Genomic DNA, 23,185 nt, shown 5'->3' with positions numbered 1-23,185 from the left:
CATCATGGCATTCTGTCCCGGTGAACGGTCCGGAGATCATCCTCGAAGTCGCCCCCGAACTGGGGCTGTTCGTGCCCGCCGCCCGCCGCTCGGGCGCCGCGGTGCCGCTCGTCACCGACGGCACGTCCACCCTCGGCCACGTCGTCGAGTCGCTCGGCGTGCCCCTCACCGAGGTCGGCGCGCTGATCGTGGACGGCGCCGAGGTGCCCACCGGGCACATCCCCGCCGCGGGCGAACACGTGGCGGTGCGCCCGGTCGTACGACCCCAGGCCGCCCCGCACGGCTTCCTCCTCGACGTCCATCTGGGCACCCTCGCCCGCCGGTTGAGGCTGCTCGGCGTCGACACCGCGTACGAGTCCGTCGACATCGGCGACCCGGCGCTCGCGACCCGCTCCGCGGCCGAGCGCCGCGTGCTGCTCAGCCGGGACCGGGGCCTGCTGCGCCGCCGTGAACTGTTCGCGGGCGCCTACGTCTACAGCGACAAGCCCGACGAACAACTCCCCGACGTACTCGGCCGGTTCGCCCCCGAGCTGCGGCCCTGGACCCGCTGCACCGCGTGCAACGGGCTGCTCGCCGAGGCCCGCAAGGAGGACGTCGCCGACCGTCTGGAGGGCGGCACCCGGTCCACGTACGACGTGTTCGCCCGCTGCACCGCCTGCGACCGCGTGTACTGGCGCGGCGCCCACCACGACCGTATCGAGGCGATGGTGAGCGCGGCGATGGCCGAGTTCGGACCGCGCTGACGCCCTCGGGCCTGCTAGGGGGCGCCGATGAACTCGCGCAGGTCCTCGTTGAGCTGCTCGGCGTGGGTGAGGAACAGGCCGTGCCCGGCGCGCGGGTACTCCTTGTAGACGTTGTCCGGCACGGACTTGGCGAGGACGCGGCCGCACAGGTCGATCGGCGCGGACGCGTCGGCGTCGCCGTGGATGATCAGCGTCGGGACGCTGAGCGCGGCCGCCTCCGCGCGCAGGTCGGTGGCGAACGCGGTCCTGATCACCTCGGCGGCCGCCTTCGCCGAGCAGTCCAGACACTGCCGTGCGGTCCACTCCATGAGCTCGCTGGAGATCGCGTTGCCCAGGTGCGTCGCGAGGAACGCCTGCGTGTTCTGGGCCATCCAGCGCGGCCTGTCCCGGGTCCGTTCGGCGAGCACGGCGTCGAAGGCGGCCTGCGGGACGCCCTCCGGGTGGTCCGGTGCCTGCCTGAGCAGTGGCGCGGTCGTCCCGATCAGCACGAGCCCGCTGACCCGGTCGTCGCCGTGCCGGGACAGGTACCGGATCGCCTCGCCGCCGCCCATGGAGTGCGCCACGAGCGTCACGTCGCGCAGGTCCAGCTCGTCGAGGAGCGCGGCGAGGTCGTCGGCCAGGGTGTCGTAGTCGTAGCCGTGGCCGACCCAGTCGGAGCGGCCGTGGCCCCGCTTGTCGTACGCGACGCAGCGCAGGCCCTGTTCGGACAGCGGCAGCATCTGCAGCTCCCACGAAGCACTGTTGAGCCAGGCCCCGGTGACGAACACGACCGGCTTGCCCCGGCCCCAGTCGGTGTAGAAGAGGCGGGTTCCGTCGGATCCTTCGAAGTGCGGCATGGGCGAGTCCCTTCCGGTCCGGGTGGTCGCTGTGCGGTACGACCACTCTCGCCGGGCGGGACACGGCCGTCGATTACGCCGAAGGTAAGGCGCCGTCCGTCGTACGAGGATCAGGCCACCCCGGGTATCCGCTCCTTCACCATCGAGTACAGGACGACCGACACGGCCATCACGCCCGCGGCCGTGAACACGCCGGGAGCCCAACTGCCCGTCGCGTCGCGCAGCACGCCGCTGACGACCGGGCTGGCCACGGCCCCGATCTCGGCGACCAGGTTGAACAGGCCGAACAGGGAACCGCGGTCCTTGTCCTCGGCGAGGTCGCCGAGGAGGCTGTGCACGATCGGCTGCAGGGCGTTGAAGAACAGGCCCGAGCAGAACAGGATCAGGCCGAGCAGCAGCAGCGAGGGCTCGCCGGCGAGCAGGCTCAGGCCGAACGCCACCGCGAGCAGCGTGTGCACCACCGCGCAGGTCACGGCCAGCGGCTTGCGGCCCTTGCCGGCGCGGACCCGGCGGTCCGCGATCCAGCCGCCCACGGGGAAGCCGATGATGCCCGCGCCCGCGTTGAACGCGGCGGTCAGGGCGGCCGCCCCGAGGCTGCTGTGCGCGCTCTCCGCGACGATCTGCACCGACCAGAACGAGAAGAACCACAGGTTCCACATCACGGCGATGAACCCGATGTAGACCAACCAGACGTTGCGGTTGAGGAGTTGGGACGAGCGTCCCGTCCGTACGATGCCACGGATCACGATCGTCACCATGACCAGGAACAGCACACCGGACCCGACCGCCGTGAGCCAGTCCGGCCAGCCGAACTCGTCGGCCAGGAGGAACAGCGCGACGATCGCGACCGCCGCCGGGATCGAGTAGCCGATGAGGCGCAGGGCGGGCGGGCCGAGGCGCAGCGGCCGGTCGCCGCGCGCCCGGAAGAAGCGCCACGTGGCCGCCGCCACCAGCAGGGAGACGACGCCGAACACGAACAGCGGCATGCTCCACGCCCGGTCGCCCATGCCCCACGCGCCGCCCCAGTCGATCAGGTGCGGGGTCGCGACGATGCCGACGGTCAGGCCGATGGACAGGCCGGACAGGACGACGCCGAGGCCGATGGTGCGGCGGGCGGGCGGCGTGTGGTTGATGACCAGGACGCGGTCGTTGGAGTAGAAGACGCCCTCGCCGAGGCCGGTGAGCACGCGGGCGACGACGAACCCGACGAGCCCGCCCGTCAGGCCCGACACCAGGGTCAGCAGACCCGCCCACAGCAGGGACACGACGAGCATCTCGCGGTGCCCGTACCGGTCGCCGAGCCGGCCGCCCGCGTACTGCGTGAGCATGTAGCCGGTGAAGAACATCGAGCCGATGAGGCCGCCGAGCGTCGCCGGGTTCGACGCGTCGCCGATGAATCCGGTCTTGTTCTCGATCATCCAGGAGACCACGGGCCCGGTGACCGTCCGGTCCGCGTAGCTGATGAGCCAGCCCGTGAGCAGGAAGCCCCACAGGTGGGTGTGGTGGCCGGAGAAGAGCGCGCCGCTCTTCGAGGCGGGTGGTGCGGTGGTACGGGCCGTTGCGGCGGAATCCGACATGCGTCCCCCTTGACGCCAGGCGAGCAGCTAGAAAGCGCTTGCCAACATCGCAGCGAGGGGCGGGCAGGTCAATGGTTGACTTCTGATCTACTGCTGCGTACAGGGACTTTGGGCGGGCCGGGCCGGTCGGGACCGGTCGGGACCGGTGGGGGCAGTTCGGGGTAGTTCGGGGCAGTTCGGGTCGGGGTGGGCGTCGGTCAGGGGGTGCGGACCGCGCGCTGTACGGCCTCGGCCGACAGGTGGGCGGCGGCGCGGCGGGTCGCGGCCGCGAGCAGATCGGTCCGGATCGGGCCGCCCGCGGCGAGGTGCCGGTCGTAGGGGAGGTGCACGACGCCGACGCCGGTCTCGCGCAGATGGGCGATGGCGGTCGTCAGGTCGAGGTTCTGGTCCGGTGAACCCGAGGTGAGCGCCACCACGGTCGACGGCAGCGTGGAGTGCGGCAGTCTGGCCAGCCAGTCCAGGACGACGCGGGTGCCGCCCACGCCCTCGGCGGTCATGGGGGCGACGACGATCCGGGCGTGCGCGGTGTCCATGGCGGTACGGGCCACGTCCCCCGGCAGCGTCTCGCAGTCCACGACCGTCATGGCGAAGTGGCGGCGCAGGGCGAGCGTCACGGTGCGGTACGTCGGGACGTCCAGCGGGGGCCCCACCCGGCCCTGGCTCGCGGGCAGCAGCCAGCCGCCGTCGGGCAGCGGCACCAAGTAGCCGGTGATGTCGAGGAGTTGCATCGACGGCTTCAGTATCCGGGCGAGTTCGGTGCACGACCAGCGCACCGACTGGGCGCCGAGGCGCACGGCGAGCGTGCCGAGTGCGGCGTCCGCCTCGAGCGCGAGTACGGGGTCCTGCCGGACGCGTTGCAGGGTGCGGGCCACCAGCGCGGCGGCGGTGGTCTTGCCGACCCCGCCCCGGATGGAGGTCACGGCGACGACCCGGCCCGTGGTCACCGGATGCTGCAACTCCCGTTCCCAGCGCGCCTCTTCACCGCCGGTGTGCCCCGACGGCAGGGCGATCCGCCTGAGCGACTGCCCGGACCGCCGGGCGACGGAATCCCCGTGCTGCGGCTTCCCCACGGCCTGCGACAGCCGCGGATCGACGGTGAGCACGGGCTCCGGTGCGGGGAAGGCGATCCCTGGGCGGGGGCGGACCACTGGGGTGGAGGCGGTGGGTGCGGGTGCGGGTGCGGGTGCGGGTGGGGCGGGGGGCATGGGCGGGGGTGCCATGGTGGCGGCGGGGTATTGACCCGGGATCGGTCGCGGGGTCGTGTCCAGAGGGGAGGGGGTCGGTGTTGCCGCGCCGGGTTGTGGGCGGGCGTCTTCAGGCTCTGGGGTCGGCCGCCCCGGCGAAGTCGGTTCTGGGGCCGGCGGGTTGGTGCCCGGGATGGGGCGGGGGGTCGTGTCCAGGTAGGTGGGAAGCGGGGTCGCCGTGCCGGGCTGCGGGCGGGCGTCTTCGGGCTCTGGGGTCGGCCGCCCCGGCGAAGTCGGTTCTGGGACCGGCGGGTTGGTGCCCGGGATCGGTCGCGGGGTCGTGTCCACGTAAGGGGGCAGTGTCGCCGCGCTCGACTGCGGGCGGGCGTCTTCCGGTTCCGGGCTCGATTGCCCTGCCGAAGTGAGGTCCGCGCTGGGCGTGCTGGTGCCCGGGGTCAGTGAGGAAGGTGCGGGGAGCGGGAGTGTGGCGTCAGGAGCCGGGGGGCGCTCAGCTGTCGAAATTCCGTCCCCGGAGGGAATGTGGGTGCCCGGGTCCGCAGAGGAGGGCGTGGGGAGCGGGAGCGTGGTCTCGGGTGCCGGACTACGAAGAGCTGCAGAAGTCTTTTGCCCGGAGGGCGTGTTCGTGCCCGGGTCTGCTGTAGAAGGTGCGGCGGGCGGGAGTGTGGCCTCGGGTGCCGGAGTTCGCTCCGCTACCGAAGGCCCGTCTCCGGAGGGCGTGTTCGTTCCCGGGTCTGCTGAAGAAGGTGCGGCGAGTGGGAGTGTGGTCTCGGGTGCCGGAGTTCGCTCCGCTACCGAAGCCCCCTGCCCGGAGGGCGTGGTGCCCGGGTCTGCTGAAGAAGGCGGGGCGGGCGGGAGTGTGGTCTCGGGTGCCGGAGTTCGCTCCGCTACCGAAGCCCCCTGCCCGGAGGGCATGGTGGTGCCCGGGTCTGCTGAAGAAGGCGCGGCAGACGGGAGCGTGGTCTCGGGTGCCGGAGGTCGCTCAGCAGCCGAAGTCCCGTTCCCGGCAGGCGTGTTGGTGGTCGGAGCCGGTTGCGGCTGCACAGGGAGGGGCCTCGGGGGTGTGGTGGGCGAGGAGGGGGTGTCCGGCCAAGGATGCGACGGTGTGTCCGCGGCGGCGGGCTCCGGCGGCGGCGCGGCGCGGCCGGTCCCCGGGTGCGGGCGGTCCTCGTCGGGGCGGCGCACCGGCAGCGGGGACTTGGCGGGCTCCGGGTGCGGGTTCCCGGCGGCGCTCTCCACCGGGTTCACCGCTGCACTCGGGCGGCAGCCCGCATCGGCACCCGCGGGCTGGTCGCCCCCATGTCGAACATCATCGGCAGACCCCCGGATCGCCCCACTACGACTTCACTTGCGCCCATGTGGTCCCCAGCGAACCACCGGCCGCGAAAGCCTATCCTCCCCTACTGGTCACACTGGCAAAGCCCCTGGAGCCCGTAGAGCCCGTAGAGCCCGTAGAGCCCGTAGAACCCGTAGAGCCCGTAGAACCCGAAGGGCCTCCGCAGTCCTTTGCGGGTCACGCCTCCAACTGTCGCGCCCGACCGGCCCCCACCCCCGCGATCCCCATCGGCACGCACAGCACCGCGAGCAGCGCCAGCGGCACCGTCCAGCCGCCCGTCGCATCGTGCAGCGCACCCAGGAGGAACGGGCCCGCGGCGGCGAGCAGATAGCCGACGCCCTGGGCCATCCCGGACATCTCGGCGGCGCGCGCCGCGTCGGGGGAGCGGAGCACGATCACCGCGAGGGCCGTGCTGATGAGCAGGCCGCAGCCGAAGCCCTGGAGCAGCATCCAGGCGTACGCCCCGCCGACCGGTGCCACGATCAGGCCGAGCAGCGAGAGGAGGACGCACACGGTGCCGGTCAGCGCGAAGGGGGCCTGGGTGCGGACCCGGCCCACGAACGCCGTGAACGCCAGCGACCCCGTGATGCCGACGAGGCTCATCAGTGACAGCATCCAGCCGGCCTGTGTACTGGACATGCCCTCGCCGGTGAGCATCGCCGGGATCCAGGCCGCGCACGCGTAGTACTCCAGGGACTGCAGCCCCATCAGGAGCGTGATCTGCCAGGCCAGGGGTGAACGGCGCAGCGGCGTACGGGAGTTGGCCGCCTCCCCGGTGGGCGCGGCGACGGGCGTCTCCTTGCGGCGCAACTGCGGCAGCCACAGCAGGAAGGCCAGCGCGGACAGCACCGCCCAGATGCCGAGCGCCCCGCGCCAGCCGAGCCCGAGCGCGTCGCCGAGCGGCACGGTCACTCCGGCCGCGAGCGCCGCGCCGCAGAACAGGGCCACCGAGTACAGGCCCATCATCAGGCCGGTCCGGTCGTGGAAGTGGCGCTTGATGACGCTGGGCACGAGGACGTTCGACAGGGAGATCGCGGCGCCGAGCAGCACCGTGCCGGCGAACAGCGCGGGCAGCCCCGGTATCAGTCGCACCCCGATGCCGGCGGTGAGCAGCGCCATCATGGCGCCGAGCGCCCGTGTCGTCCCGATCCGCCGGGAGAGCTTCGCCGCGAACGGTGCGAGCAGCCCGAAGCAGAGGATGGGCAGCGTGGTGAGCAGCCCGGCCAGGGATCCGCTGAGCCCGGTCGCGTCGCGGATCGCGTCGAGTTCGGGGGAGACGGCCACGACGCCGGGCCGCAGGTTCATGGCGATGAGCAGGACACCCGCGGCCAGGAGACCGCCCGCGGCCGGTACGGCGGCGAGGCCCGGAGTCGGGGCCGGGGCCGGGGCCGGAGCCGGGGCTCGGGCCGTGCGAGGGGCCGAGGGGTGGGGGACTTCCGTGGAACGGTCGGCTCTTTGCGGCATGCGAACCAACGTAACATCCCATGTTTTGCTCAAGGAACAGCGCCCTAGTGCGGTAGAGGGTGGGGTGACGTCGGCAGACCCGTTCGAGATATGGGATATTTGGCAGAGCCTCCTGATAGTCCCTCCCCGTACGAGAAAGGCCACCGCCGTGCCCGCATCAGCACAGTCCGGCGTCACCGGTGCCACCGGCGCCACCCTGGTCCAGCGGACCATCGGGCGCATCGAGCGGAGCATCGAGAGCGGGGAGTGGGCCGTCGGGGTCAGGATCCCGGCGGAGGGACAGCTCGTCGAGGCGTTCGGGGTGGGGCGCAACACGGTGCGCGAGGCGGTGCGCGCGCTGTGCCACACGGGCCTGTTGGAGGCGCGGCGCGGTGACGGGACCTATGTGCGGGCCGCGAGCGACCTGAACGCCGCGCTCCAACGGCGGCTGCGCCGAGCCGAGTTGAGGCACGTCCTCCAGGTCCGTCTCGCCCTGGAGCGGGAGGCCGCGCCCGCCGCGGCCGTGCACCGGGGCGAGGACGATCTGGCCCGCATCCTCTCCGCGCTGCTGGCCAGGCGCCGCGCCGACGAGAGCGGGGACCCGGTGGCGTACGTGGACCGGGACCTGGAGTTCCACCGGGCGGTGGTCGCGGCCGGCGGCAATCCGCTGATGACCGAGCTGTACGAGAGCATCGCCGCATCCGTGCGCGACAGCATCGCCTCGCTGCGTCCCACCTGGTCCCCGGAGCTCCCCGGCGCCTGCGCCCATGACGACCTCGCCGACGCGATCGCCCGCCGCGACCCGGAGGCGGCGACCAGGGCCGCGTGGGACCACACGCGGACCGTGGAGGCGGCCATGGAGCGGCTGGAGTCGGGGGAAGCGGGCGAGGCGTGAGGCCCGCGCCGGGGGAGGTGCTGCACTTCTCCGAGGATCCGGGGATCACCGAGTTCCGGCCGCACGTGGCCATGACGGCCCGTCAGCCGGTCCCGTACGTATGGGCAGTTGATGCCGAGCAGGCACCGGCCTACTGGTTCCCCAGGCAGTGCCCGCGCGCGATGGCCTGGGTCGGGGACGGCACGACCGAGGCGGACCGGCGCGCCGTCCTGGGCGCCGGGCCCGAGACGCGCGTGCACGTCATCGAGTACGGCTGGGCCGAGCGCTTCCGCACCGCCCGGCTCTACGCGTACCGGCTGCCCGCGGGGCCGTTCGCGCCCATCGGCGGCCGCGTGCCGTACGCCTGGGTGGCCACCGAGACGGTCGCGCCGCTCGGGCCGCCCGAGCCGGTCGGGGATCTCCTGACGCTTCATCAACAGGCCGACATCCAGCTGAGGTTCGTCAACGACCTGTGGACGTTCTGGGACGCGGTCACCAGCAGCACCCTGGGTTTCAGCGGTATCCGGTTGCACAACGCGACGCCGCGCTGACCCCTGTCGGCGACACCCGTCCGCGCTCTACGCTGGCGGTGTCTCACACGACAGGGGGAGCCGGATGAGCGGGTCCAACGAGCGGGGACGAAACGGCGGGCGGCGGGCGAATCCTCCAGGGAGCGGAGAGCGCCTCGCCGACTGGGCGGACGGGCGGCTCGGGATCTACCAGCTCGCCAAGTCCCAGATGCGCAAGGTCTTTCCCGACCACTGGTCCTTCATGTTCGGCGAGATCTGCCTCTACAGCTTCATCATCCTGATCCTCACCGGCACCTATCTGACGCTGTTCTTCGAGCCGAGCACCGCCGAGGTCGTCTACAACGGCCCGTACGAGCCGCTCAAGGGCGTCCTCGTGACCAAGGCGTACGAGTCGACGGTCGACATCAGCATGGAGGTGCGCGGCGGCCTGCTGATCCGGCAGCTCCACCACTGGGCCGCCCTCGTCTTCGTCGCCGGCATGCTCTGCCACATGATGCGGGTGTTCTTCACCGGCGCGTTCCGCAGGCCCCGCGAGGTCAACTGGCTGTTCGGCTGGACCCTGTTGATGCTCGGCATCGTCACCGGCCTGACCGGCTACTCGCTCCCCGACGACCTGCTCTCCGGCACGGGCCTCAGGTTCGCGCAGGGCGCCATCCTGTCGGTGCCGGTCATCGGGACGTACCTGTCGTTCTTCCTCTTCGGCGGCGAGTTCCCCGGCGACGACTTCATCGCCCGCCTGTACCCCGTCCACATCCTGCTGCTGCCGGGCATCATGCTGGGCCTGGTCGCCGCCCATCTGATCCTGGTCTTCTACCACAAGCACACCCAGTTCGCGGGGCCCGGACGCAGCGAGAAGAACGTGATCGGCGCCCCGTTCATGCCCATCTACGTGGCCAAGGCGGGCGGCTTCTTCTTCCTCGTCTTCGGCGTGCTGACGATCATGGCGGCGGTCGCCACGATCAACCCGGTGTGGGCCTTCGGGCCGTACCGGACGGACCTCGTCACGACCGGCGCCCAGCCCGACTGGTACCTCGGCTTCTCCGAGGGCTTGATCCGGGTGATGCCGGGATGGGAGATCAACGCCTGGGGGCACACGTTACAGCTGGGCGTGTTCCTCCCGTTCTCCCTGTTCCCGCTGGTCATGACCCTGATGGCGGTGTATCCGTTCATCGAGTCCTGGATCACGGGCGACCGCCGCGAGCACCACGTGGCGCAGCGCCCGCGCAACCACCCGGTGCGCACCGGACTCGGTGTGGCCTGGCTGGCGCTGTACTCGGTCCTGCTGATCGGGGGTGGCAACGACATCGTGGCCATGCACCTGCACCTGTCCATCAACGCCATCACCTGGTTCGTGCGCATCGGCTTCTTCGTGGTGCCGGTCCTCGCGTACGTCGTCACGAAGAGGATCTGCAACGGGCTGCAGCGCCGCGACCGCCACAAGGCCCTGCACGGCCGCGAGTCCGGCACGATCAAGCGGCTGCCGCACGGCGAGTTCATCGAGGTCCACGAGCCGCTCACCCGCGCCGAGTTGTACACCCTGAACGCGCACGAGCAGCCGCCCGCCTACGAGTTGGGGCCCGCCGTCGACGAGAACGGCGTGGCGCGGAAGTTCACCGTGCGCCAGCGGGTACGGGCGCGCCTGGCCAAGGCCATGTACGGGCCGGGGTCCTACGTGCCCAAGGCGACCGTCGAGGAGTACCAGGCGCTGCACGCCGGCTGGCACGAGTCCGAGCGGGATCCGTCCGCACACTGAGTTCCGACCGTACGAGGAGGGGAGCGGCCGCGGCCGCTCCCCTCCTCGCGTGCTGGGCGTGAGCGTCTGTTCCTCCCGCCGTATCACTGCTACCTTCTCGCTGACTAACAAATGTTTGGTAGGAAGGTGGCGGACTCGCTCATGCCTGTCTCCCTCTCGTACGCCGATCCGGGCAGGACGATCGCCGTCGTCGACGTCGACTACGCACCGGTCAACGCCCTGCCGGTGCAGGGCTGGTACGACCTCGCCGACACCCTGCGGGCCGCAGGACGTGACGCCCAGGTGCGCTGCGTCGTACTCACGGCGTCGGGCCGCGGGTTCAACGCGGGCGTCGACATCAAGGAGATGCAGCGCGACAGCGGCCACGCCGCGCTCATCGGGGCGAACCGGGGCTGTGCCGAGGCGTTCGCCGCCGTCTACGAGTGCGAGGTGCCCGTCGTCGCCGCGGTGCAGGGCTTCTGCCTGGGCGGCGGCATCGGTCTCGTGGGGAACGCGGACGCGATCGTGGCGAGCGAGGACGCCACCTTCGGCCTGCCCGAGCTGGACCGCGGCGCGCTCGGCGCCGCCACGCACCTGGCCCGGCTCGTGCCGCAGCACATGATGCGCGCCCTCTACTACACGTCGCGCACCGCGACCGCCGCCGAACTGCACGCCCACGGCTCGGTGTGGAAGGTGGTCCCGCGCGACCAACTGCACGACACCGCCCTCGAGTTGGCCGCGGAGATCGCACGCAAGGACGCCTACCTGCTGCGCCTCGCCAAGGCCGCGATCAACGGTATCGACCCGATCGACGTACGCCGCAGCTACCGCTTCGAGCAGGGCTTCACCTTCGAGGCGAACCTCAGCGGGGTCGCCGACCGCGTCCGCGACACCTTCGGACAGGACAAGGAGGCCAACCGGTCATGAGCGACAAGACCATGACGCCCGACCAGGCCGTCGCACGGCTGCGCAGCGGCATGACGATCGGCATCGGCGGCTGGGGCTCGCGCCGCAAGCCCATGGCGCTCATCAGGGCGCTGCTGCGCACTGACGTCACCGACCTGACCGTCGTCGCGTACGGCGGACCCGACGTCGGGCTGCTCGCCGCCGCGGGCCGGATCCGCAAGCTGGTGACGGCGTTCGCCACGCTCGACTCGATTCCGCTGGAGCCGCACTACCGTGCCGCACGGGAGCAGGGCCGCATCGACCTGACCGAGGTCGACGAGGCCATGTTCATGTGGGGGCTGCGCGCCGCCGCGAACCGGCTGCCGTTCCTGCCCGTGCGGGCCGGCATCGGCTCGGACGTGATGCGGGTCAACCCCGAACTGCGGACGGTCACTTCACCGTACGAGGACGGCGAGACGTTCGTCGCGATGCCCGCGCTGCGCCTGGACGCGGCCCTCGTCCACGTCAACCGCGCGGACCGCACGGGCAACGGCCAGTACCTGGGCCCCGACCCGTACTTCGACGACCTGTTCTGCGCCGCGGCGGACGAGGCGTACGTCTCCTGCGAGCGGATCGTGGACAGCGCCGAGCTCGCCAAGGGCGGGCCCGTGCAGTCGCTGCTGATCAAGCGGCACCGGGTCGCCGGGGTCGTGGAGACCCCCGGCGGCGCGCACTTCACGTCCTGCGTGCCCGACTACGGGCGCGACGAGGCGTTCCAGAAGCTGTACGCGACCACGCCCTACGAGGAGTTCCGCGCGCGGTTCCTCGACGGGGACGAGGAGGCGTACCAGGCCGCCGTCTCCGCGTGGCGGCAGGAGCAGGAAGGCGGGGCAGCCCGATGAGCACGACACCGACGACACCGACGACACCGAGTGCCACCGCTGCGGCGACCCGCGCCGACCACTGCGTCATCGCCTGCGCCGAGGCCTGGCGCGGCGACGGCGAGACCCTCGCCAGCGCCATGGGCCTGATCCCCGGCATCGGGGCGCGCCTGGCCCGGCGCACCTTCGAGCCCGGCCTCCTGCTCACCGACGGCGAGGCCACCCTGATCGGGGCCGACGGGGAGCCCGAGGGGTGGCTGCCCTACCGCCAGCACCTGGAGTTCGTGACGGGCGGCCACCGGCACGTGATGATGGGCGCGAGCCAGCTCGACCGGTTCGGCAACCAGAACATCTCCTGCATCGGCGACTGGGCCCGGCCCACCCGCCAGCTGCTCGGAGTGCGCGGCGCACCCGTCAACACCCTGAACAATCCGACGAGTTACTGGGTGCCCAAGCACTCCCGCCGGGTCTTCGTCGACAAGGTCGACATGATCAGCGGCGTCGGTTACGACAGTGCCGCCGCGGCCGGACCGTCCGCGACCCGCTTCCACCGCCTGCCGCGCGTCGTCACGAACCTCGCCGTGCTCGACTTCGCCACCCCCGACCACGCGATGCGCCTGGTCTCCGTGCACCCCGGCGTCACCGTGGACGAGGTGCGCGAGGCGACGGGCTTCGAGCTGGTCGTGCCCGACGACGTGCCCTGCACCCGAGAGCCGACGGCCGAGGAACTGCGGCTGATCCGCGAGGAGTTGGACCCCAAGGGCCTGCGTCTGCGCGAGGTCCCCGCGTGACCGGCAACGGTGCCCCGCCCGCCTTCGAGACCGCCCTCACCAAGCTCGTCGGCGTACGCCACCCGATCGTGCAGACGGGCATGGGCTGGGTCGCCGGACCCCGCCTCGTGTCCGCGTCGGCCAACGCGGGCGCGCTCGGCATCCTCGCCTCCGCCACGATGACCCTCGACCAACTCCGCTCCGCCGTACGGGAAGTGAAGTCGCGCACCGACCGGCCCTTCGGGGTCAATCTGCGGGCCGACGCCGGGGACGCCCGCGACCGGGTCCGGATCATCGTCGACGAGGGCGTGAAGGTGGCCTCGTTCGCGCTCGCGCCCTCCAAGGAGCTGATCGCCGAGCTGAAGGACGCGGGAGTCGTCGTCATCCCCTCGATCGGGGCGCGCCGGCACGCCGAGAAGGTCGCGGCGTGGGGCGCCGACGCCGTCGTCGTACAGGGAGGTGAGGGCGGCGGACACACGGGGGACGTGGCAACGACCGTGCTGCTGCCGCAGGTTGTCGACGCCGTCGACATCCCGGTGATCGCCGCGGGCGGCTTCCACGACGGCCGCGGCCTGGTCGCCGCGCTCGCCTACGGAGCCGCCGGGGTCGCCATGGGCACCCGCTTCCTGCTCACCTCCGACTCGACGGTGCCCGACCCGGTGAAGGCCCGCTACCTCGCGGCGTCCGTCAAGGACGTCACCGTCACCACGGCCGTCGACGGGCTTCCGCACCGGATGCTGCGCAGCGAACTCGTCGCGGGCCTGGAGCGTGCCGGACGTCCCGCGGCGCTGCTGCGCGCGGTGCGGCACGCGGCGGCGTTCCGCAAGGTGTCGGGCCTCGGCTGGGGCCAGATGGTCCGCGACGGCCTCGCGATGAAGCACGGCAAGGACCTCACCTGGAGCCAGGTGCTGCTCGCCGCCAACACGCCGATGATGCTCAAGTCCGCGATGGTGGACGGGAATCCGAGCGGCGGCGTGATGGCCTCCGGCCAGGTGGCGGGCCTGATCGACGACCTGCCGTCGTGCCAGGAGCTGGTCGACCGGATCATGGCGGAGGCGGGGGAGACGCTGGCGCGGCTGCGCGGCCTTTAGCACCGCAGGCCTTCCGCCCGCAGGACGCCTGCGCCATCGTGCCCCTGGAGGCTCGACGAGCGCCGGGCCGGAATCGAGAGCCCGTGTCGGCGGGAGGCGGGAGGCGTGAGGCGTCATGGTGAGCGACAGGTTCGACGGCGCGGTCGTCCTGGTCAGCGGCGGCGCGCGCGGCATGGGTGAGGCCCACGTCCGCGGGCTCGTCGCCGAGGGCGCGCGGGTCGTGATCGGGGACGTACTGCACGCGGAGGGCGAGGCGCTCGCCGCCGAACTCGGCGACAAGCGCTGCCTGTTCGTCCCCCTCGACGTGACGAGCGAGCAGCAGTGGCGGACGGCGGTGGCCCGTGCCGAGGAGGCGTTCGGGCCGCTGACCGGACTCGTCAACAACGCGGGCATCGTGCACACGGAGCCGATCGAGACGCTCGACGAGGCCGACTACCGCCGGGTGATCGACGTCGACCAGGTCGGTGTGTTCCTCGGCATGAAGGCTGCCCTGCCGTCCCTCGAGCGGGCCGGCGGCGGGGCGATCGTCAACATCTCGTCGATCGCCGGGATCGTCGCCTTCCCCGGCATCCTCGGCTACGTCGCGGCGAAGTGGGCGGTGCGCGGCATGACGAAGGCGGCGGCCCAGGAGTTCGCGCCCCACGGCATCCGCGTGAACTCCGTACATCCGGGGGTCGTTGAGACACCCATGACGGCAGCGGCCATCGGGTCGATGGAGGCGGTGCGCCACCAGCCGCTGCCGCGCGCCGCACGCCCCGAGGAGATCACGAGTGCGGTGCTCTACCTGCTGTCGCCCGAGTCGAGCTATGCGACGGGCACCGAACTCGTCGTCGACGGCGGGTACGTGAGCCGCTGAGAAGGGGGAGCCGGCGCGGTGGCCCGCACCGGCTCACCCCTCGGGATCAGCCCAGCAGCCGCACGGTGAAGGAGCGATCCGTCGGCAGGTCCGCCGTCCGCACCGTCGTCACCTGCGTCTTCTCGTCGTACGACCAAGAAGTCGCGGGCAGGGAGCGGCCGTTGACCGTCACGCGGTCGGGCGCCGTGCCGCCGTGCACCGTGAAGGTGTACGCTCGCTCGCTCGCCTTCCCCGCGTAACTCCCCTCACTGGCACCGACCTTGATCACCGATCCGTGCCGGCCGGTGTCCACGGTCACGCGCTGCGTCGCCGACGCGCCCTTCTTGAAGTCGCGGGTCACCCCGTCGTCCTCGTAGAGCGTGTACGCGCTGCGCCCGCGCTCGGCGGCGTACACGTCCCAGCCCAGCCGGCCCTGGTCGCGGTTCTTCCAGGACGTGGTGCCCTGCGGCCACATCGGGACGATCGCACCCGACTTCACGAACAGCGGCAGCGTGTCGATCGGGGCGTGGTAGCCGTCGAGCGTCATCGGACCCTTGTACTGCTTGCCGGTCCAGTAGTCCGTCCACGTGCCCTTCGGCAGGTAGATGCCGTTGCGCGTGTCGGAGTCCTCGTACACCGGCGCCACGAGGAAGTCGTCGCCCGCCAGGTACTCGTACGTGGCGTTGGCGCCAAGGGTGTTGGCGTCGTCCGGGTACTCGAGCCACAGCGGCCGCACCCCGCCGACACCGGTGTCCGCCGCCTGCTTGGCGAGGGTGTACAGGTACGGCATCAGGCGCTCGCGCAGCTGGAGGTACTTGCGGTTGATCGACGTGTACGGCTCGCCGTCCACCCACGGCTGCTGGTTGATCTTCTTGCCGGTCGTCATGTCCTTGGCCCAGCCGTCCATTGTCATGATGGCGGGCAGGAACGTCTTGGCCTGCAGATCGCGCGCGTACATCTTCGCGTCGTGCGTGTAGATCGAGCCCACGTCACCCGTGTTGTACGCGATGCCGGACATCGTGGCGCCCGCGTACGTCGGGATCTGCCAGCGCACGTAGTCCCACGACAGCTTCTGGTCGCCGGACCACAGGACCGAGCAGCGCTGCGCGCCCGCCCACGACACCGGCATCCAGACGAAGCCGCGAGCGTCGCTGTTGTCCTCGATGCCCGCCTTCGCCTTGTCGCAGGCGTCCAGGGCCATGCCGTAGCCGTTGCCGACCCAGGCGACGTCCAGCTTCGCGACGCGCTGGCCCGCCTTGACCTGGTCGGCGAGCTTGTCGATGCCGTCCTGGGTCCACAGACCCAGCTGGGCGTTGTGGTCCTGAAGGCCCTTGGCGGTCTCGGCGAGGTTCTCGTACCCGCAGCCGTAGCCGTCGTTGACGAGCATCCAGCCGAGCGGCATCTGGTTCTGCGTGTACCCGTCGGCGACCTTCAGCGAGTCCAGGGTGTGGCGCTCGCCCTGGTTCGCGTTGTGCAAGTAGCAGTCGGCGTCGCCCGGTTCGAGACCGTAGACCGGCGGCATGAAGGGCTTGCCGACCAGCGCGGTGTAGTCGCCGATGACCTGCTTGGCGTCACCGAGGAAGTAGTACGCGTCCAGGCGCCGCTCCTGCTGGCCCGTGTGGACGGAGGCGCCGAAGTCGTAGACGCCGGGGGCGAACGTGTTGCGGTAGACGCCGTAGCCGGCCGAAGAGAGGTAGAACGGCTGGGAGTTGTTGTAGCCGCCCTCGTTCCAGTTCGTGTTGTTGGCGACGTAGACGGTCTTGTCCCGGTGGGAGAACGAGCCGTTCTGCTCGCCGCCGCCGAAGAACTGCTCGTCGGCGCCGCGCTCGAGGCTCTGCCGCATCCCGCCCGTGGACCAGCGCAGCGGCTTGTCCTCCTGCCACACGCGCGTCTTGTTGTCGGCCTTGTAGAGGCCGAAGCGCAGCGGACTCTTGTAGACGCGCAGGACGGCCGACGAGGAGCGGATGCCGTAGTACGCGCCCGCGTCGAAGGACGACGTACGGGTGTCGGCCTTCGGCTGCTCCCGGACGATCTGCGAGCCCGCCGGGTCGCTGAAGGTGCCCGACGGATCGGCCTGCAGCCGCAGTCCGCCGCCCTTCAGGAAGTCCGCCTTCGCCGCGAGGTCACCCGCGCCGATCGTGTAGCTGCCGTGCCCGCCCTTGAACGAGGTGAGGCTCCCCGCGTCCGTCGTCTCGGGCAGATAGGCCTTGCCCACAAAGGAGTTGTCGTGCACGTCGTACGGCACGACGACCACGTGGTACGTGCCGTTCGCCTTCGGGATGACGGTCGCCTCGGGGTCGGCCGTGCCCGCGCTGGACGCCACCTGCTTGCCCGCGTCGTCGTAGATGTACATGTCGAAGTCGTCGGAGGGCTGCTTCGCCCACTCGATCGAGATCGGCACTCCGCCCTCGGGGTTGTCGGCCCAGTACCCGTCCGGCACCGACACCTCGAGGTCGAAGCGGTCGCAGGTCTTCCCGTCCGGGTCGTCGGCCGCGGACGGACACTTCTTCGGGTCGTCGACCGTGCCCGCGGCGTACGTGGGGCTCTGCCACGTCACGCTCTTGTTCGTGGCGTCGAGCGTGCCGCTGCCGGGCGTCGCCGCGCCCGCGCTCTGGGCGGGGACCCCGAGCAGGGCGGCGGCGAGCGCCAGGGCGGCCGTGGCCGTGGTCAACGCTCTTCGGTGCAGCTGTCGTTGGTGCAGTTGTCGCATGTGGTGCGTCTCCGCTCAGAACGACCGTCTCTTGTTTACTTCTGCTTGAAACGTGGATGCAGCGTGCATGTTCACGCATGAAGATCCCGCCTCGCGCAGGTTCATGTCAACGGTTGTTCGGCTTCGGAGACATTGGGAGACGCAGGGTCACCGGGCCGCGTACGCCCAGAACTCCCGCATGATCGACGGCAGCGGCGAAGGACCGGAGAGGGCGTACTGGGTCAGCAGCACCGTCACCGTCCCGGTCGACGGCGTCAGATGTCCGGCGGTGCCCGTGCCGCCCACCCAGCCGTAGCGGCCCGGCACGTTCCACGGGTCGCGCCGCTCCACGTCGACCGAGCCGCCGTAGCCCCAGCCCTGCCCCTCGGTGAACAGGCCGCTCGCCGCGCGCTGGGCCTCGGTCAGGTGGTCCGTCGTCATCCGCCGCACCGAGTCGGCCGCGAGCACGGGGCCGCCGCCGTCGAGGAGCATCCGTGCGAAGGCCCACCAGTCGTCCACCGTGGAGACGAGCCCGCCCGCGCCGGAGGGGAACGCGGGCAGGCCGGCCCACTGCCCGTCCGGCCGGTCGACGAGTTCGGCGCCGCCGTCGGCCGTGGGCACGTAGGAACTGGTGAAGCGGTCGAGCTTCGCGGCCGGCACCTCGAAACCGGTGTCGCGCATGCCCAGCGGTTCGAAGATCCGCTCGGCGAGGAAGTCCGGCAGTGACCGGCCCGTGACGCGGGAGATCAGGACGCCCTGGATGTCGGAGCAGGCGTTGTACAGCCAGGCCTCGCCGGGCTGGTGCAGCAGCGGGATGCGGGCGAGCGCCGCGAGCCAGGTGTCGGGGGCGGGCACCCGCTGCGGGTGGTGCGGGTCCATCAGCGCGAACAGCGGCTGCACGGCGGGCAGCGAGAAGTCCGAGGGGAAGCCCCAGCCCGCGCGGAAGGTGAGCAGGTCCTCGACGGTGATCGGGCGGTTCGCCGGGACCACGTCGTCGACGGGCGCCGACGGCTCGCGGACCACGGCCGGCGAGGCGAGTTCGGGCAGCCAGTGCGCGACGGGCGAGTCGAGCGCGAGCCGCCCGTCCTCGACCAGCGTCAGCACGGCCGCCGCCACGATCGGCTTCGTCATCGAGGCGATCCGGAAGATCGTGTCGCGCTGCATCGGGGCCGAGCCCTCGGCGTCGGTGTGCCCGACGGCCGCGATCTCGACCCGGTCGCCGCGCGCCACCAGGCCCACGGCGCCGGGCACCGGCCCCTTGGTGATGTGCGGGGCCAGGACGTGCGCCAGGCCGCTGGAGTCGGTCGTCGTCATGGGGGTCACCCTTCGTCGTCGCGTCGCATGCGTCTGTGAAGGGTGACCCCCGAAACGGTCTCAACTCATCGGTTCGCCGTCCCACAGCGTGTCGTGCGCGCGATGGGCGTCGGTCAGCCCGTTCGTGAAGAAGCGCTCGTAGTACTCGCCCTCCACGTGGTGCGCCTGCAGCCAGATCCCGGGCACGTGGATGGCGTCCGTGTGCGCGGGGAAGCGGCGGTGCGTGGACAGGATGTACGTACAGATGTCACGGGCGCAGTCGATGACGCGCTCGTCGTACTCGCTGGCCTCGGCGAGGTAGCGCTGTCCGTAGTCCTCCTTGTAGATGCGGGAGAAGACGTCCTTGTCGCCGTACGTGCCGCCCGTGCCGAACTTCGACTCGACGATCGCGTCGACCGCGTCCGACATCGAGGCGTGCGCGGGCGGGCAGGCCGCCGCGATCAGCGGCTCGCCGGTCGCCGGGTCGGTCAGGCCGACCGGCTGCGAGCGGAGTGTCGCGTACTTCGGCAGCGGGACGTGCCAGCGCCACAGGTCGGCCAGGCGCCAGCGCGGGGTGACGAACGTGAAGCCCAGCATCTTCCCGTACGTCTTGCTGAACTTCGGGTCGCCCAGGGCGATTTGTGGATTGATCGACGCGTGGATCCAGGCACCCAGGCCCATCGCCTCCGCCGTCAGCATCACCGTCTGCATCAGCAGATCGGCCTCGATCTGCGTGCGCATCGGGCCGAGCGCGCCGAGCGGCAGCTTCAGGTCCTTGTTCAGGAACCCGTTGTCGATCCACTTCTTCACGCCCGCCGGACGGTACAGATTGCGGTCGTCCACCAGGGTGGGCCGTGCCCCGTCCGGCTGCGTGAGCAGGTACATCAGGGCGTTGATGTACTGGTGCGAGAGGTCGACCACCGGGAAGAGGACGGTCGTGCCCGGCAGGTTGGACAGGAAGCGGTTCGAGTCCAGGTACGCCGGGAAGTCCCGCAGCCCCTCCGCCACGTCCAGGCGGTGGTCGAGGATCTTCACCTTTGTCCTGCGGGCCCGCTCGACGAGCGTCTGCGCGTCGAACGGCTCGTCCGGCGCCGCGGGCAGCCTGCGCAGGAAGTACGTACCGCTGTCGTTGATCAGGAAGAAGTACGTGCCCTGCGCGTTGTCGGGGCTGCCCGCCGTGCGGCCCGTCATCGTCAGGTTCGGCTTGGCCATGATGGGCTTGCCGTCGCGCGGGTCCTCGAACGGGCGGTCCGGCATCGTCAGCCCCGTGGAGCCGGTGACCGCGATCAGCACCGCCTCCTCCAGCTCGCTCAGCGGCTCCGCCTTGTGCGGCGAGCGGTAGCTCATCGAGCCGGCCGGCACCGACGCGCCCCGGGAGACCCGGTGGGTGCGCCGCCGCCAGACGGTCTTCAGGAACGGGCGGGCGAGCAGGTCGTCGAGTCCGCGGCTGCCCGAGCCTGCCGCGCTGTCGTCAACTGGTGCCATCGGAGCCTCCGTTGGCGGTCGGCGGCACCGGACGCCACGGCGCGAACGCGCTCGCCTCGCGCGGCATAAGACCCGCGAGCTCCGGGCAGTGCCGCAGCACGACGGACTTCATGCCGCCCTTCTCCACCCAGTCGATACCGAGCGGCGTGTAGATCTCCGGCCGGTAGTCGACGGTGAGGAAGCGGTCGCTCTGCAGCCGCCGCGTCGCCATCAGGATGAAGATCCGGAACGCGGTGTCGGAGAAGCCGAAGCCGGTCGGCGGGTTCTCCGCGAACAGGCCGACGACCGTGTCGATCTCGTCGACGGTGCGGTAGACCTCCTTGAGCCGTGCCAGGGTCTCCGGCTCCTGCGTCAGGTCCTCGAAGCGGCGGATGCGGTCCTTGTGCAGCCCCGCGCGGAAGTCGTTGTAGCGCGGCACGCCACGCCTGCGGGTGCGCACCAGGTCGACCACCGACAGGTCGATGATCTCGCCGTCGCGCTGGAAGTGCTGAAGCGACTTCGGGTAGTTGTGCAGCGTGATCGCGCCCGGGTGCGCGATGCCGAACGAGTACAGCGTGTTCGCCAGGCCCGTCTTGCGGATCTGACTCTCGGCGGCCGCGCCCTGGATGTCGTTGAAGCCGACGGTCTCCAGGCGCTGCCCGAAGTGGTGCTCGCGCAGCTCGTAGTCGTCGGGGATCAGCGGGTGCATCCGGTACACGGTCACGAAGTCCTCGGTGAGCGAGTACGGCGCGCCGTGGTGGTCCGGCAGCGTCTTCGGGATGCCGGTCAGCGAGTGCGACTCGAGCAGCCAGAGCCCGAGCTGGTTGAGCCAGTTCTTCGGCGGGCCCTCCCAGTTGGTGCGCAGACCGATGTCGATCGCCTTCGTCGCGAGGATCGCCGGCGTCCACTCCACCGTATGGATCTTCGCGATGAGCGCGGAGACCACGAGCCGGGCCGTGTGGTAGATCCGGTCCTCGCTCATCGACGGGTACTCGGCGCGCAGCGCGTCGCACACCGTGTTGTGCTCCCGGGCGAACAACGTGTGCATGGCGCTGAGCCCCATCCACCAGTTGTCCTTGAACCCGGTGATCGGAATGCCGCCGCGGTCGACGGGGATGTGCCCGCCGTCGAGCAACAGCCGTGCCCCGCCCTCGGGTTCACGCAGTTGCTTCGCCGTCGCCTCGTCGCCGCCGTACACCTCGGAGCCGTCCCACCAGTGCGAGGCGGTGTTGCCGAAGAGGATCGGCGGCTTGTCGCCGGGCAGCTCGATGCCCTCGTTCTCGGCGAACCGCATCGCGTTCTCTTCAGGGCCACCGGGCTTGTTGACCCAGGTCCCGCCGCCGGGCGGCAGCGGCACCTCGACCGTCTTGCCGCCCTCGGGGTGGCGGCGGTGGTTCACCCAGTCGTGCACCTGGAACTGGATCCAGGCCGCGGCCAGGATGTTCAGCGACGTCGCCGGGACGAAGCTGTCCCGGGTGAGGAGCTGACGGCTGACCGTCACCGGGTTCGGGGTGTCGAAGAGGTCAGGACGGTAGACGGGCTTGAGGTTGCGGCCGAACGCCGCGCCGACCGCGCCCATCTTCGGCGCCGACAGATCGTTGTACGTCCCGTCGTACGACCGCGAGGTGCGCAGGCGCTCGTCCACGGGGACCGGCACCTGCTCGGCCTTCGGCGGCGCCTCGGGCACATCGGTGTCGATCAGGTTGAGGCGGCGCAGCACCTTCCGCAGGAACACCAGGTTGAGCAGGCTGACCTCCAACGGCAGCCTGTGCCACGGCACTACGCGGTTGAGCACGCGGAACGCGAACCCGACGGGCGCGCCGAACACCCGGTTCCTGAACGGTTCCTCGGTCGTGAACCGGGTGCCGAGCCGCTGCGCGCTGCTCGCGTGGTACGCGGCCTTGCGGGCCCGGTTGATGTTGCCGAGGGGCCTGAAGTCCTCCGTCGTGAACCACGGGTTGAACGCCAGCTCCTCGATCCGCCGCGCCGCCGAACCGGCCTCGGCCGTCGTCACGTCCTGCTGCGGGATCGTCAGCCGGGCCACCACGACGGGCGGGGTGATCGCCTCCTGCCACTCGACGGAGGCGTCCTCGACCGGGGTCCGGCGCTCGTCGACGTAGCGCTGCACGCACAGATCGAAGGACACGTCGCCGCGCGACAGGCGCAGCGCGATCTCCTTGCTCAGGAAGTTGGCGTCACGGCGGTCGGGGCGCGGCTCGGCGCCGCCCCCGCCGACGGCGGGCCGGAACAGGTAGCGGACCGGGCCCGCCTCTGCCCACAGCAGCGCGCCGCGGCTCCAATAGGTCTCGCGGGCCAAGCTGTTGACGGTATGCCGGGTCGCCGCCTGGACGTTGCGCCGCATCCGGGTCGCGGTGCCGAGACCCACGGCGATGGGCAGCTTCACGAAGAGCCCGAAGGCCTTCTGCAGCGGGCTGCGGGCACCGGCCATCGCCTTGGCGAAGGCCACGAACTCGCGGGCGTTGCGGGCGTGCGACACCGGGTGACTGGTCGCCATCAGGTCGTGGCTCTCGTCGCCGGTGACCTGGACGCGTACGGCGATGCCGTGCAGATCGGGCGCGCCGTCCGCGCCGCGCATCCCACTGGCGTTGGAGAGCCGGACCGTCGCCGGATACTCGGCGCCGGGCTGCGCGAAGCCGCTGCGCAGAGCGGCCGGAAGGTCGTCGGCGAAGCGCAGCCGGGCGTTCTCCACGCCGAGCGCGGCCTTCGCGTGGAAGGTCCGCTCGTAGCCCTGGGCGCCACTGGCGCGCCGGTTCGCGACCTGAACCTTCATGATCTCTTGTGCGAGGCGTTGGAACACGAGGCGCTCGGCCTCGGGACTGCCGCCCTCGTACCGTTCGTACTGTGCCGACTCGTACGGTGTGTGACGTTCGGTCTCGGCCATCGGTTGCCGTCCCTGTCGTGTGCAGTGCGTCGGGAGGTCGTGCGGGATCCGGATGCGGAGTCTCGTACGCGGAAGGGGAGGGGCCAGCGACGCTATCGGCGC

The 23,185-nt window shown here is 71.2% G+C and carries 17 protein-coding genes; 9 read left to right on the top strand and 8 right to left on the bottom strand.

The window, feature by feature from the left end; translation table 11 throughout:
• Nucleotides 1-20: 20 nt before the first annotated feature.
• Nucleotides 21-743, top strand: a complete 723-nt coding sequence (locus tag ACIBUY_RS01720) for a Mut7-C RNAse domain-containing protein (RefSeq protein ID WP_365574050.1) — start codon at nt 21-23, stop codon at nt 741-743.
• 14 nt (nt 744-757) lie between these two features.
• On the opposite strand, the gene ACIBUY_RS01715 is transcribed toward ACIBUY_RS01720, so the two are convergent.
• The 4 genes from ACIBUY_RS01715 to ACIBUY_RS01700 form a co-directional block, all read right to left on the bottom strand.
• Nucleotides 758-1,579 carry an alpha/beta fold hydrolase gene (locus ACIBUY_RS01715; protein WP_399151392.1) on the bottom strand — a complete coding sequence of 274 codons (822 nt, stop codon included), beginning with the start codon at nt 1,577-1,579 and terminating at the stop codon, nt 758-760.
• 110 nt (nt 1,580-1,689) lie between these two features.
• Entirely contained in the window at nt 1,690-3,156 is a 1,467-nt protein-coding gene (locus tag ACIBUY_RS01710; RefSeq protein WP_399151391.1) for an MFS transporter, read from the bottom strand.
• Between the two features lie 197 nt (nt 3,157-3,353).
• Nucleotides 3,354-4,361, bottom strand: coding sequence for a type VII secretion protein (locus ACIBUY_RS01705; RefSeq protein ID WP_399151390.1), 1,008 nt, complete (start codon nt 4,359-4,361; stop codon nt 3,354-3,356).
• A 1,510-nt stretch (nt 4,362-5,871) separates the two neighbouring features.
• Nucleotides 5,872-7,158, bottom strand: coding sequence for a CynX/NimT family MFS transporter (locus tag ACIBUY_RS01700; protein ID WP_399151389.1), 1,287 nt, complete (start codon nt 7,156-7,158; stop codon nt 5,872-5,874).
• A gap of 148 nt (nt 7,159-7,306) precedes the next feature.
• Here ACIBUY_RS01700 and ACIBUY_RS01695 point away from each other — a divergent pair, with 148 nt between their 5' ends.
• The 8 genes from ACIBUY_RS01695 (at nt 7,307) to ACIBUY_RS01660 (ending at nt 14,756) form a co-directional block, all read left to right on the top strand.
• Nucleotides 7,307-8,032 carry a FadR/GntR family transcriptional regulator gene (locus ACIBUY_RS01695; RefSeq protein WP_399151388.1) on the top strand — a complete coding sequence of 242 codons (726 nt, stop codon included), beginning with the start codon at nt 7,307-7,309 and terminating at the stop codon, nt 8,030-8,032.
• A complete protein-coding gene (locus ACIBUY_RS01690; RefSeq protein WP_399151387.1) occupies nt 8,029-8,562 on the top strand; it encodes a DUF6886 family protein in 534 nt (177 codons plus the stop codon). Before ACIBUY_RS01695 ends, ACIBUY_RS01690 begins: the two co-directional genes overlap by 4 nt.
• A gap of 64 nt (nt 8,563-8,626) precedes the next feature.
• A complete protein-coding gene (locus ACIBUY_RS01685) occupies nt 8,627-10,294 on the top strand; it encodes a cytochrome bc complex cytochrome b subunit (protein ID WP_399151386.1) in 1,668 nt (555 codons plus the stop codon).
• 141 nt (nt 10,295-10,435) lie between these two features.
• On the top strand, nt 10,436-11,200 hold the full coding sequence (locus ACIBUY_RS01680) for an enoyl-CoA hydratase family protein (RefSeq protein WP_399151385.1): 765 nt from the start codon (nt 10,436-10,438) through the stop codon (nt 11,198-11,200).
• Nucleotides 11,197-12,060, top strand: coding sequence for a CoA-transferase (locus ACIBUY_RS01675; protein WP_365574023.1), 864 nt, complete (start codon nt 11,197-11,199; stop codon nt 12,058-12,060). Before ACIBUY_RS01680 ends, ACIBUY_RS01675 begins: the two co-directional genes overlap by 4 nt.
• Nucleotides 12,057-12,830, top strand: a complete 774-nt coding sequence (locus ACIBUY_RS01670) for a CoA-transferase subunit beta (RefSeq protein ID WP_399151384.1) — start codon at nt 12,057-12,059, stop codon at nt 12,828-12,830. The genes ACIBUY_RS01675 and ACIBUY_RS01670 overlap by 4 nt, the downstream gene beginning before the upstream one ends.
• Nucleotides 12,827-13,900, top strand: a complete 1,074-nt coding sequence (locus ACIBUY_RS01665) for a nitronate monooxygenase (RefSeq protein WP_365574018.1) — start codon at nt 12,827-12,829, stop codon at nt 13,898-13,900. The genes ACIBUY_RS01670 and ACIBUY_RS01665 overlap by 4 nt, the downstream gene beginning before the upstream one ends.
• 115 nt (nt 13,901-14,015) lie before the next feature.
• The gene (locus ACIBUY_RS01660; protein ID WP_365574015.1) at nt 14,016-14,756 is read left to right on the top strand and encodes a glucose 1-dehydrogenase; all 741 of its coding nucleotides are present in this window, start codon (nt 14,016-14,018) and stop codon (nt 14,754-14,756) included.
• A 46-nt stretch (nt 14,757-14,802) separates the two neighbouring features.
• Here the strand turns inward: ACIBUY_RS01660 and ACIBUY_RS01655 are convergent, their stop codons facing one another.
• The 4 genes from ACIBUY_RS01655 to ACIBUY_RS01640 all read right to left on the bottom strand — a co-directional run bounded on the left by ACIBUY_RS01655 (nt 14,803) and on the right by ACIBUY_RS01640 (nt 23,083).
• Entirely contained in the window at nt 14,803-17,406 is a 2,604-nt protein-coding gene (locus ACIBUY_RS01655; protein ID WP_399151383.1) for a TIM-barrel domain-containing protein, read from the bottom strand.
• Between the two features lie 186 nt (nt 17,407-17,592).
• Nucleotides 17,593-18,738 (bottom strand): serine hydrolase domain-containing protein, encoded by a 1,146-nt coding sequence (locus tag ACIBUY_RS01650; protein WP_399151382.1) that lies wholly within the window; start codon nt 18,736-18,738, stop codon nt 17,593-17,595.
• A gap of 60 nt (nt 18,739-18,798) precedes the next feature.
• The gene (locus ACIBUY_RS01645) at nt 18,799-20,202 is read right to left on the bottom strand and encodes a hypothetical protein (protein WP_365574007.1); all 1,404 of its coding nucleotides are present in this window, start codon (nt 20,200-20,202) and stop codon (nt 18,799-18,801) included.
• Nucleotides 20,189-23,083 carry a peroxidase family protein gene (locus ACIBUY_RS01640; RefSeq protein WP_399151381.1) on the bottom strand — a complete coding sequence of 965 codons (2,895 nt, stop codon included), beginning with the start codon at nt 23,081-23,083 and terminating at the stop codon, nt 20,189-20,191. Before ACIBUY_RS01640 ends, ACIBUY_RS01645 begins: the two co-directional genes overlap by 14 nt.
• Nucleotides 23,084-23,185 lie beyond the last annotated feature (102 nt).

Source organism: Streptomyces sp. NPDC050085, assembly GCF_044460595.1.
Classification (GTDB): domain Bacteria; phylum Actinomycetota; class Actinomycetes; order Streptomycetales; family Streptomycetaceae; genus Streptomyces.
Note: the sequence above shows the minus strand (reverse complement) of the source record. Positions and strands in the feature narration are given on the sequence as shown.